Source organism: Paenarthrobacter sp. PPS72, from assembly GCF_048537125.1.
In the GTDB taxonomy this organism is placed as follows: domain Bacteria; phylum Actinomycetota; class Actinomycetes; order Actinomycetales; family Micrococcaceae; genus Arthrobacter; species Arthrobacter nitroguajacolicus_E.
The window spans coordinates 35,989-45,727 of sequence record NZ_JBLYIE010000063.1 but is presented as its reverse complement, the minus strand read 5'-3'; the positions used below and the strand labels follow the sequence as shown (position 1 = coordinate 45,727).

The following is a 9,739-nucleotide window of genomic DNA, read 5'->3' as shown; positions in this document are numbered from 1 at the left end:
CCCCCCCCCCCCCCCCCCCCCCCCCCCCCCCCAAAAAAAAAAAAACCCCCCCCCAGATCAGTATCAATGTCTCGTGGGCTCGGAGATGTGTATAAGAGACAGGACAAGAACTACTGTGCCGGGCCCGGATCAAGAACAAATCCTGTGTTCGGTCAACAGTTCCTCAAGAAAACCTCAAGACCATCCTGGCACGGGTTGTGGCGCCTGCGCGTCGAAGACTTAACCCGACGGGGCTTCCATGGGCGCGTTCGCGTCGACGGCCGCAACCATGCCAAAGCTGAACGCCAGGAACAGGGCCCAGTAGACCAGCGGTGCCAGTCGAGCCGGGTGAGGTAGATATCAGTCTGTATCCGGTCGCGGAATGACCTCCGGGGTGGGCCGGCCGCTTCTACGTTGCTCATGTTTTGGAGAAACCCTTCTCGGTTGCTTTCTTGGGTGGCGGAGTTTAGGAGCCGCCACTGATCCATGGCGGACGCTTGGGCTGCTTCGCCCGCCGTCGTAAGGGCGAAGTACTTCCTCGGAGGGCCGTTGGTGGAGGCGATCATCCGGCTGCTGACCAAGCCATCGCGTTCAAGCCGGCTGAGGACCGGGTAGACCAAACCGGTTGTGACATTCAGCCCAAGGTTGGCCAACCGCTCGATCAATTGGTACCCGTAGGACTCGTCCTCGGCGATCAAGGTAAGAGTCAGTAGTGGCAGGACTGACCGGACCATCTGTGCGTCCTGGCCCAGGGCAGGTAGTACTTCCTCCGGGAGAAGCAAAAGTCGAGTACCAACTACTCGTGCGCCTGCCTGGCAGCACGTCTTTACTGGATTCAGCGGATCCCTGCAACGGCTAATGACCCCCCTCGTTGGCCGGGGCTGCCCAAGGATCCGCGGCAGGGGCCGGACGGCATCACCCGGAAGTGCTGTCCGGCCCTGCGCAAATGGCGTGGCCCCGCCCTGCGGATCGCATAGACCACGAGCAGCTTTCACGAACCATTGTTTCAGGGGCCAACCATGTATATCGTTAACTATCGTTCGCGACATACCGAGGTGAGCCTGATGCACAATTCATTCCCTGCAAACGGATTTATGGGAAACAACCTGGACGGCATGTGGCAGGCCGTGGAGGAGTTCCGGTCACGTTTTGAGAAGCGCTCCGGCACCCGGGCCGGGAGGGGCGAGTTGAGGACAGCAATTCTGGCCCTCCTGGCCGAACGTCCAATGCACGGCTACCAGATTATTCGTGAAATTGAAGAACGCAGCGGTGGAAGCTGGAAGCCAAGCGCCGGGTCTGTCTATCCGACCCTTCAACTGCTGGCAGATGAAGGATTTGTCAGCACGGAAGAATCAAATGGCCGCAAAATATACTCCCTCACTGAAGCGGGCCGTGAGGACGTTGCCAGTGCTGAAACAGCAGCGCCTTGGGAGTCTGCCGGCAACACCCCCGGCTTCGGAGCCCTGCCTAAAGCAGGGGTTGAGCTTGCTCAGGCCGCGGCCCAAGTCGGGCGCACCGGAACACCGAAGCAGGTGCAGGAAGCTGTGACGGTGCTGGAAGATGCACGCCGTCGGCTGTACTCGATCCTCGCACAGGACTGAAAGGGTGTCGTCGGTTCGACGCGACCTGAAAGATCCGCTGGCCGGGGAAGCCCGAGCCCGTTATCGTCGAATCCTGCGCTTTGCGGCATGGCACTTGCTGGTCACCTGGTGGTTCGAACTTTTCCTTCCCCGTCTGGGCCTGCGGAGGCTGACTGAACGCAACCGCTCCCGAAGGATGCGGCGCTTCGCACAACGCTTCCATGGGCTCGCGGTGGAACTCGGAGGCCTGATGATCAAGGTGGGCCAATTCATGTCGTCGAGGCTCGACGTGCTGCCACCGGAGATCACGGCCGAGCTGGAGGGACTTCAAGACGAAGTTCCCCCGGTTCCTTTCCCTGCCATCCGGGCACTTGCCGAGGCGGAGCTCGGGGCGCCCCTGGATACAGTGTTCGCTTCCGTCGAGGAAACACCCATAGCTGCTGCATCTCTCGGGCAGGCCCACCGGGCGAAGCTCCTTCCCGGCACCGCAGAGGACACCGGCCTCAGCAGCGTGGTTTTCAAAGTGCAGAGGCCCGGCATCGATACGATCGTGGACGTTGATCTGGCCGCCCTGCGGAGAGTGGGTGGCTGGCTCAGCCGTATCCGTATCGTCTCAAACCGTGCTGATGTTCCGGCCCTGATCAAGGAGTTTGCACAGACCAGCCTCGAGGCGATCGACTATCTGAATGAGGCAGCAAACTCGGAGCGTTTTGCTGCCGACTTCATTGACGATGCCCGGGTAACGGTGCCGGGGGTGGTCTGGGAGCGGACCACCCGCCGCGTGCTCACCTTGGAAGACGTCACAGCCATCAAGATCACTGATGCGGAGTCGCTCCGCATGGCGGGGATCGACCCTGCCTCGGTCGCCCCTGTTTTCGCTTCCGTAATGTTCGACCAGTTGTTCACCAACGGCTTCTTCCATGCGGATCCCCACCCCGGCAACATCTTTGTCACACCCAACGCGGGAGCAGCGGGCCATCCATGGAAGCTGACGTTTATAGATTTCGGGATGATGGGCGAAGTTCCCGCGAAGACCAGAAGCGGACTTCGTCAGCTCCTGATCGCGGCTGCTTCGCGGGATGGCAGAGGCCTTGTGGCAGCTATCAGCAATGTCGGCGTCCTGATGCCTTCGGCTGACACTGCGGAGTTGGAACGGGCCATGACGCAGCTCTTTGCACGCTTCGGCGGCATGGGTTTCGCTGAGCTTCGCGACGTGGATCCGCGGGAGTTCCGCGATTTTGGTGCCGAGTTCGGCAACGTGATCAGGTCACTTCCGTTTCAATTGCCGGAGAATTTCCTGCTCATCATCCGTGCCATGTCCCTGACATCGGGGGTTTGCAGCTCCCTGAACGCCCGCTTCAACCTGTGGGACTCCGTGGAGCCTTACGCGGCGCAGTTGCTGCGCGATGAGCGCGGCAACCTCATCAATGACGTCGCTTCGCAGGCGTTCGACGCCGCCGCGGTTGCCTTGCGCCTGCCGAAAAGGCTCGACGGCTTGGTCACCAAGCTTGAAGACGGCTCACTGCAGGTCTCCAATCGGCGCTTGGAACGACAATTGGCCCGCATTGTCGTCTTGGTAAAGCGGGCAGTGGGGGCGCTGATCTTCGGCGCCTTGCTGGTGGCTGGTTCTGTTATTCGAGCCGACGACTTAGTGCTCGGCAACGTGCTGATGATCGCTTCTGCGGTTCCGCTGGTCTATGGCTTATGGTCGGGGCGAGGCAATCTGTGAGCCGACTCCGTGGGTCGTAGAATTGCCCTGTGAATGAGACCCCTGCCCCACATCCCCAGGGCCCCGCCAACATGGCAGGCCCCATCCTGGTTGGCGTGATGCCCGGGCAAGATGCCGTTGTGGTGAAGCAAGCAGTACAGGTGGCCGCCAGTGCCGGTCTCCCGCTGGTCTGCGCATATGCCGATGCCACGGTATATCCCGTGGACGGAACAACGGGCGGGCCAGCGGCCCCGATTGATCCGGACGGCGCTGACGAAGCCCATGGAATCCCGGAGTCACTGAAAACGACCATCGCCGGGCAACTGGCCGGGCGGGACGTAACGTGGACCATCGTGCCGCTGGCCGGGGAGCCTTCGCGTGCCTTGGCCCGCGAGGCTGCGGAGATCGGCGCCTCCATGATCGTGGTGGGGACGCGGGAGCATAAGCTCAGCGCCGCCCTCAAGGAACTGACGGCGGGCTCGGTAGCCCGGCATCTGTTCCATCGCCAAGACGTACCTGTGCTCGTTGTCCCCGTGAACCCCCGGGTCCCGGACGACGATGACGAGGACTGAAGCAAAAAGACCGATCCACCTTCAGTGGCGCTTCATCGGGATAGTGGCCGCCGGTGGTGTGTTCGGAGCACTCACCCGCTACGGCCTTGGACTGGCGATACCTGCGCCAGGCGCCTGGCCGCTGCCCATCCTGCTCATCAATCTCTCGGGCGCGCTGGCTTTGGGCGCCTTATTGGAAGGCCTCTCCCGCAGAGGGCCGGACGTCGGCAATCGCCGGGTTCTGCGGCTCGCCTTGGGTACGGGGTTCCTGGGCGCTTACACCACGTACAGCACCTTGGCTTTGGACGCAGTCCAACTGTTCACGGCGGGTGAGGCGCCTGGAGCCGTTGGGTACCTGTCGCTGAGCTTGGTCGGTGGAGCCGTGGCCACTACTGCAGGCGTCTGGTTGGGTGCCTGGCATCACCGGCGTGCAAAGGGACATCAATGGTGACGGCCATACTCCTCGCGCTTGCAGGTGGACTCGGAGCCGCGGCCAGGTTCATCGTGGACGGTTTGATCAGGCAACGCCTCAGGACGTCCCTCCCATGGGGAACCATCCTCATCAACGTCTCGGGTTCCTTGGCGCTCGGGTTTCTTGCCGGACTTCTGATGCGCGGGCAGGCGCCTGAGTCCCTGTTCGTGATCGCGGGGACGGGCTTCCTGGGCGGATACACGACGTTCAGTACGGCGAGCCTGGAGACCATCCGGCTGATCCAAAGCGGCAGGACAGGAATGGCGGTCATCAACGGGTTGGGATCCATGGCGGCGTGCGTTCTTTCCGCTTTTGCAGGAGTGGGGATCAGCCTGTTGCTGCCTTGACTTGCTGCCGGCTTTTCCAGTGGCGAACCTCACCAGTAGAAGAGTCATGGCCCAGCTGTAGGATCGAGCCATGGCTAAGAAGACTTTCAATGAGCTGTTGTCCGCCCAGGTCGCCAATGAGTTTGCGGCCTCCCAGCAATACATCGCAGTAGCTGTGTATTTTGATGGCGAAGACTTGCCACAGCTGGCCCGTCACTTCTATCGCCAGTCCCTCGAGGAGCGCAACCACGCCATGATGATGGTCCAGTACATGCTGGACCGCAACGTGCACGTGGAGATCCCGGGTATCGCCCCGGTGCGCAACAACTTCACCAATGCCAAGGAGCCCATTGCGCTCGCCTTGGAGCAGGAAAAGGAAGTTACCCGCAATATCGAGGAAATGTTCCGTGTTGCCCGTGCAGAGGGTGATGCTTTGGGTGAGCAGTTCATGCTCTGGTTCCTGAAGGAACAGGTCGAGGAAGTTGCCTCAATGACCACGCTGCTGAACATCACCGAACGTGCTGAGAACCTCTTCGACATCGAGAACTACGTCGCCCGCGAGACCGTCGGCGACGGCGGGCACGACACCAGTGCTCCTTCCGCCGCCGGAGGCGTTATCTAACTGCCAACTCCGGGCAGACACATCAAGAGGCCGCTGGATGCCTAACTTCCGGCGGCCTCTTCGCTTGCCTTGGCTTCGTCCGAAGGGGAGCGGCCAAGCAGGGATAGACGGCTCGCGATGCGCGCCAGGTCCACCGGCAGCACGTTGCCGCTTGACTCAACATCCCAGTCGAGGGGGCCATTGCCCACCAGGAACAGGGTGATGTCCTGGTCATAGAGCACGTCAACCACGTTGCTGAACCGCTGCCAGGCAGGCGCGGACGCAGCGTCACCATCCGCTGGGGAGGGGACGTCGTCGATGACCCGCGTCCTGAACGTTTCAGCCAAGGCCGGAAAATCCCGGGGGAGATGATGCGGCCTGACCGGAACGCACCATGACCCGTAGCCGGGGTGGTTCCGGCAGCCGGAAAACGACGAAAACCCGAGGCGCAGGCGTCGTGCACCATGCCCTCAACCGGAGTCCTCATGACATGACGTCCCGTGAGGTGCGTGAAGCAGGCCGCAATGGCAGCGTCACAACCAGCTTTTGCGTTTGAAGATGACGTACATGAGCAGGGCGGCGCCGAACATGAGCCCAAGAGCCAGAGGATAGCCAAAGTCCCAATGCAGCTCAGGCATTTTGTCGAAGTTCATCCCGTAGACGCCCGCCACGAAGGATGGAGCGAAGAGGATGGCAGCCCAGGACGAGATCTTTTTGACCTGCTCGTTTTGGGCGGCGCTGGCCTCGTTCTGACGGTTGGCGGTCAGCGTGCCATCCAAGGTGAGGGCGTTCTGTAGAAGATCCCTGAATGAGTTGGCCCTGGAGATCACGCGCTGGACGTGGTCCTCGACGTCACGGAGGGAGCGCTGAAGTTCGATATCCACGCCGTACTTTTCAAAGCCTTTTTCCAACAACACCATCATGTCCGGAAGCGGATGGATGGCCCGCTGGAATTGGATGACTTCGCGGGCAAGCTCATAGATGCGGCGGGAAACGGCACTGTCACCGCTGAAGAGCTGGTCTTCAATCTCATCGATGTCGTTTTCAAGGCCTGCAACCACGGGCGCGTAATCGTCCACTACTTGGTCCAGTAGGGCGTAGAGGACCGCCTCCGGGCCATGGCGTAGGAGGTCAGGGCGATCCTCGAGCCGCTTGCGCACCCGGGCCACGCCACCGGTTTCGGCATGTCGGATGGTCACCACAAAGTTGGGCCCCGTGAAGACGTGGAGCTCGCCGAACTCCACTGTTTCGGTTTCGTCGAGGTACCTGGCTGGCCGGAGGACCGTGAACAGGTTGTGATCGTAGCGCTCAAGCTTGGGCCGCTGATGCGCCGAGACGGCGTCTTCCACTGCGAGTTCGTGAAGGCCGAACTCTTCGGCAACGGCTGCCATCTCGTCCTTGGTTGGACGGTACAGGCCAATCCAGGCCATGCCGCCATGTTCCGCGAGCGTCTCAAACGTCTGTTCGAGGCTGTGCGGGGTGGCAGTGCGTACGCCGTCTACATATACGGCGTTGTCGATGATGGTCACTGGTTGAACGCTACTGCATGGCTCCGATGATGGCGCCCGCCAGGGTCATTGCCAGGACGTCATGGCCTGAGTCGATCAGGGTCACTGCGAATGGACGCCCTGCGAAGCCGTTGTGGATGACGTGGCCGCCGGCACGGAAGACCAAGGCAAGGATCAGCGCGAAGAAACCGCCGGCAAGGAAGGTGTTGAGGTCCAGGGCGCTGATGAGGACAGCGAGGAGGAGGCTGGTCACTGCAGCTGCCACCATCATGGGAACCCAGATGGAGGCGCCGCCTTCAATGTTCTTGAGGTCGTCTTCGGTTTTGCCGATTGCCTGCATCCACCTGCGTCCCAGTACAGCCGGCATGTACCAGACGAAGCCGATCACCATGCTTGAAACGAAGGCCAGAAGTACGGCGAGCCAGTTGATCTGCGAGATGTGTGAGAGCCAATCCATGCCTAAAAGCCTAATGTGCTCCGGCCTCTGACCCGGCGCTTCGTCCCTCTGGCCTGGACCGTGTTGGTGGTGCTGACATCCTCCCGATGAGTGGCTCCGTGCGGTACGGGATGTGGGTGTGCAGGGCCAAAACTGTTTCTGTCCTGATGACTCCCTTGGTGCGGAGCACTGAGCGTAAGGCCGACTGCAGGTTGTGCGTATCCGTTGCCACCACACGGCACCACAAATCGCCGCGGCCGGAGATTTCGTGGACTTCCAACACCTGGGGGATCAGGCGCAAGGCGCCAATAACGCCGTCGAGTTCCCGGTGGGTGACTTCAATGGTGACGAATGCGACGACGTCGTACCCCACCTTTTCGAGGTCCACTTCCCGCCCGGCAGCCTGCAGTACGCCCGAACGGAGAAGGCGCTTGACCCTGCTTTGGGCCGTATTGCGCGCAATGCCCAGTTCGTCACTTAGCTCGGCGATCTGGATGCGGGGATCCTTGATCAGTTCCAAGAGGATCTTCAGGTCCATAGGGTCAAGGGTGTTCAAATGGTCACTCCAGATCACTTGGCTTGTACTACTTTGAGTGTTTTGCTCAATCTTTGCATCCCTAACGCTCTCTTGGATCAGCGATACTGCATTCTATTGCCATCAATACTTAGCCGGGCTGCGCCTCCCACAAGGAAACCAACAGTCCGGCCACCGAGTCCGAAGGCATGGAAATGACTGTCTTGAGCGAACTCCGCATGCGTCCGGCCACCGCCGAACGCTGGGGATGGGATGCCACCACCACTGCCAGGTTGGTACTGGCCGGGGTGGTGATCTTTACGCTGCTGGTTGGCGCCAACCTCGCCACGCCCTTGTACCCGTTGCTGCAAGCCCGGATCGGCATGTCGTCCCTGGGCGTGACGGTTGCCTTCTCCAGCTACGTTTTGGCGCTGGTAGCCGTTCTCATGGTGGCGGGTCATTGGTCGGACCACATTGGTCGGAGGGCTGCGCTGGTGCTCGCTGTCCTGGTCGGTTTGGTGGGAGGCGTGATCTTCGCGAATGCGGACACTCTCCTCACGTTGTCCCTGGGCCGTGCGCTGCAAGGCATGGCCGTGGGACTAGCTACGGGAGCCAGCTCGGCTGCACTGCGCGAACTGCTTCCCCAGCGGCCGGACTGGGCGTCCCGGTTTACACTGCTTTCCTCGGCTGGAGGCGTAGCCGCGGGTCCTGCAATCGGTGGTCTCCTGTCCGTTATGCCGGACCCCACACGTACGCCGTACTACGTGCACTCCGCGGTATTGCTCGCTGCCCTCATTCCCCTGTGGCTGCTGAAAGCCAGGCCGGCCATCGCGCCGGCGGCAGGTCCGAAGCCACTGAAGGTCCTTGCCCCGCGGAAGCCATCCATCTCCCACGAAGCCCGCGGAGCATTCTGGATGGCTTCGGCCACCGGATTTTTGAGCTTCGCGGTGTTCGGTTTCTGCCTTTCCTTGGCGCCCGGTTACTTTGCCGGCGTGGTCCACGCCGATTCGAGGCCCTTGATCGGCCTGCTTGCCGGCGTCACTTTGGGCGTTTCGGCCCTGAGCCAGTTGCTGGGTGCGCAAGGACGCTTCCTTGTCCCCGTGGCCCTTGCCGTGCTGGGTGTCTCGGTGGTTTTGATTGGAGCCGCCGCGGCGTGGTCCAGCCCCGGTCTGCTCGTAGCTGCCAGCATCACGGCCGGTGTAGGCCAAGGGATCGCCTTCCGGCAGGTCTTCAATGAGGTTGCCGGCAAGGTTGAAGCGGCCCGACACGCCCAAGTCATCAGCACCGTCTACGTCATCACATACTTGGGGAGTGCTGTACCGGTCATTGGGTTGGGATTGGCTGTCTCGGCGCTCGGCCTGCAGGCCGCCGTCGTGGGTTTCACTGCTTTGTGCGGCGTTGCTGCCCTGACGCTTGCGGCAGTGTCCCTTCGAAGCGTACTGCGCTCCTAAATGCTCGTTTGCTCCTAAATGCTCGTTTGCTCCTGAGCCGCTCGCTGCTCCTTAAGCGCTTCAGGCGTCCTCTTCAGGCAGTGGTCCCCGGTTGCCGGGAATGTGTTGGAAGACCATGGTGGTTTCCGTGTGACCGACCACGGGGTCCGTAGCGAGGTTGTCCAGGAGCCAATTGCGGAGGTCGTCCGTGTTGGCGACGGCAATATGCAGCAGGTAGTCCACTGAGCCGGTTGTGTGGAACGTGGAAATGACAGCCGGAAGCTTGGGTACCCTTGCGGTGAAGCGGTCAATCTGGTCACGGTCGTGGGCGCGCAGGCGAACAGCTATGAGGGCCTGGACGGAGCGACCGATGGCAGGGAGGCTCAACACGGCTTCGAAGCCCTCGATGATTCCGCGTTCAGAGAGCGCCCTGGTGCGCATCAGGGCCGTGGAGGGTGCAATCCCCACAAGTTCAGCCAACTGCTTGTTGGAGATCCTGGCGTCGTCCACCAACGCTGCGAGAATCCGTTCATCGATCGCGTCCAGCGGCTCTGCGCTTCCGGTGCTTGACCGAACATTCTTCGTGGGGTTGCTCACGGATCCTCCTGAAATTGCCTCTTGTCCATCCTAATCG

The 9,739-nt window shown here is 61.4% G+C and carries 13 protein-coding genes; 7 read left to right on the top strand and 6 right to left on the bottom strand.

Annotated elements, in window-relative coordinates:
- Positions 1-152: 152 nt before the first annotated feature.
- On the bottom strand, positions 153-713 hold the full coding sequence (locus ACLRGI_RS21460; RefSeq protein WP_419203477.1) for a PadR family transcriptional regulator: 561 nt from the start codon (positions 711-713) through the stop codon (positions 153-155).
- A 330-nt stretch (positions 714-1,043) separates the two neighbouring features.
- Between ACLRGI_RS21460 and ACLRGI_RS21455 the strand changes: the two genes are divergently transcribed.
- The 6 genes from ACLRGI_RS21455 to ACLRGI_RS21430 all read left to right on the top strand — a co-directional run bounded on the left by ACLRGI_RS21455 (position 1,044) and on the right by ACLRGI_RS21430 (position 5,238).
- Entirely contained in the window at positions 1,044-1,580 is a 537-nt protein-coding gene (locus ACLRGI_RS21455; RefSeq protein WP_091468858.1) for a PadR family transcriptional regulator, read from the top strand.
- Between the two features lie 4 nt (positions 1,581-1,584).
- Positions 1,585-3,288 carry an ABC1 kinase family protein gene (locus ACLRGI_RS21450; protein ID WP_419203476.1) on the top strand — a complete coding sequence of 568 codons (1,704 nt, stop codon included), beginning with the start codon at positions 1,585-1,587 and terminating at the stop codon, positions 3,286-3,288.
- Between the two features lie 29 nt (positions 3,289-3,317).
- Positions 3,318-3,839, top strand: a complete 522-nt coding sequence (locus ACLRGI_RS21445; protein ID WP_419203475.1) for a universal stress protein — start codon at positions 3,318-3,320, stop codon at positions 3,837-3,839.
- Entirely contained in the window at positions 3,826-4,269 is a 444-nt protein-coding gene (locus ACLRGI_RS21440) for a fluoride efflux transporter FluC (protein ID WP_419203474.1), read from the top strand. Before ACLRGI_RS21445 ends, ACLRGI_RS21440 begins: the two co-directional genes overlap by 14 nt.
- Positions 4,266-4,637, top strand: a complete 372-nt coding sequence (crcB, locus tag ACLRGI_RS21435; protein ID WP_419203481.1) for a fluoride efflux transporter CrcB — start codon at positions 4,266-4,268, stop codon at positions 4,635-4,637. Before ACLRGI_RS21440 ends, crcB begins: the two co-directional genes overlap by 4 nt.
- A 70-nt stretch (positions 4,638-4,707) precedes the next feature.
- On the top strand, positions 4,708-5,238 hold the full coding sequence (locus tag ACLRGI_RS21430) for a ferritin (RefSeq protein ID WP_419203473.1): 531 nt from the start codon (positions 4,708-4,710) through the stop codon (positions 5,236-5,238).
- A 41-nt stretch (positions 5,239-5,279) separates the two neighbouring features.
- Here ACLRGI_RS21430 and zapE read toward each other — a convergent pair whose 3' ends face one another.
- From zapE to ACLRGI_RS21410, 4 genes are all read right to left on the bottom strand, one after another.
- Positions 5,280-5,564, bottom strand: coding sequence for an AFG1/ZapE family ATPase (gene zapE / locus ACLRGI_RS21425; protein WP_419203472.1), 285 nt, complete (start codon positions 5,562-5,564; stop codon positions 5,280-5,282).
- Positions 5,565-5,750: 186 nt separating this feature from the next.
- Entirely contained in the window at positions 5,751-6,746 is a 996-nt protein-coding gene (corA, locus tag ACLRGI_RS21420) for a magnesium/cobalt transporter CorA (RefSeq protein WP_419203471.1), read from the bottom strand.
- 10 nt (positions 6,747-6,756) lie between these two features.
- Complete coding sequence (locus ACLRGI_RS21415) at positions 6,757-7,182, bottom strand: DUF1761 domain-containing protein (protein ID WP_419203470.1); 426 nt, start codon at positions 7,180-7,182, stop codon at positions 6,757-6,759.
- A 10-nt stretch (positions 7,183-7,192) separates the two neighbouring features.
- Positions 7,193-7,717: an Lrp/AsnC family transcriptional regulator gene (locus tag ACLRGI_RS21410; protein WP_419203469.1), complete on the bottom strand. Its 525-nt coding sequence runs from the start codon at positions 7,715-7,717 to the stop codon at positions 7,193-7,195.
- Between the two features lie 173 nt (positions 7,718-7,890).
- Between ACLRGI_RS21410 and ACLRGI_RS21405 the strand changes: the two genes are divergently transcribed.
- Positions 7,891-9,126, top strand: a complete 1,236-nt coding sequence (locus tag ACLRGI_RS21405; protein WP_419203468.1) for an MFS transporter — start codon at positions 7,891-7,893, stop codon at positions 9,124-9,126.
- Positions 9,127-9,186: 60 nt separating this feature from the next.
- On the opposite strand, the gene ACLRGI_RS21400 is transcribed toward ACLRGI_RS21405, so the two are convergent.
- Complete coding sequence (locus ACLRGI_RS21400) at positions 9,187-9,702, bottom strand: Lrp/AsnC family transcriptional regulator (RefSeq protein WP_419203467.1); 516 nt, start codon at positions 9,700-9,702, stop codon at positions 9,187-9,189.
- Positions 9,703-9,739: the final 37 nt, after the last annotated feature.

Coding starts and splice junctions, on each gene's coding strand:
- ACLRGI_RS21460 (WP_419203477.1), bottom strand. CDS start 713: ATGGTCCGGTCAGTCCTGCCACTACTGACTCTTACCTTGATCGCCGAG.
- ACLRGI_RS21455 (WP_091468858.1), top strand. CDS start 1,044: ATGCACAATTCATTCCCTGCAAACGGATTTATGGGAAACAACCTGGAC.
- ACLRGI_RS21440 (WP_419203474.1), top strand. CDS start 3,826: ATGACGAGGACTGAAGCAAAAAGACCGATCCACCTTCAGTGGCGCTTC.
- ACLRGI_RS21430 (WP_419203473.1), top strand. CDS start 4,708: ATGGCTAAGAAGACTTTCAATGAGCTGTTGTCCGCCCAGGTCGCCAAT.
- ACLRGI_RS21415 (WP_419203470.1), bottom strand. CDS start 7,182: ATGGATTGGCTCTCACACATCTCGCAGATCAACTGGCTCGCCGTACTT.
- ACLRGI_RS21405 (WP_419203468.1), top strand. CDS start 7,891: ATGACTGTCTTGAGCGAACTCCGCATGCGTCCGGCCACCGCCGAACGC.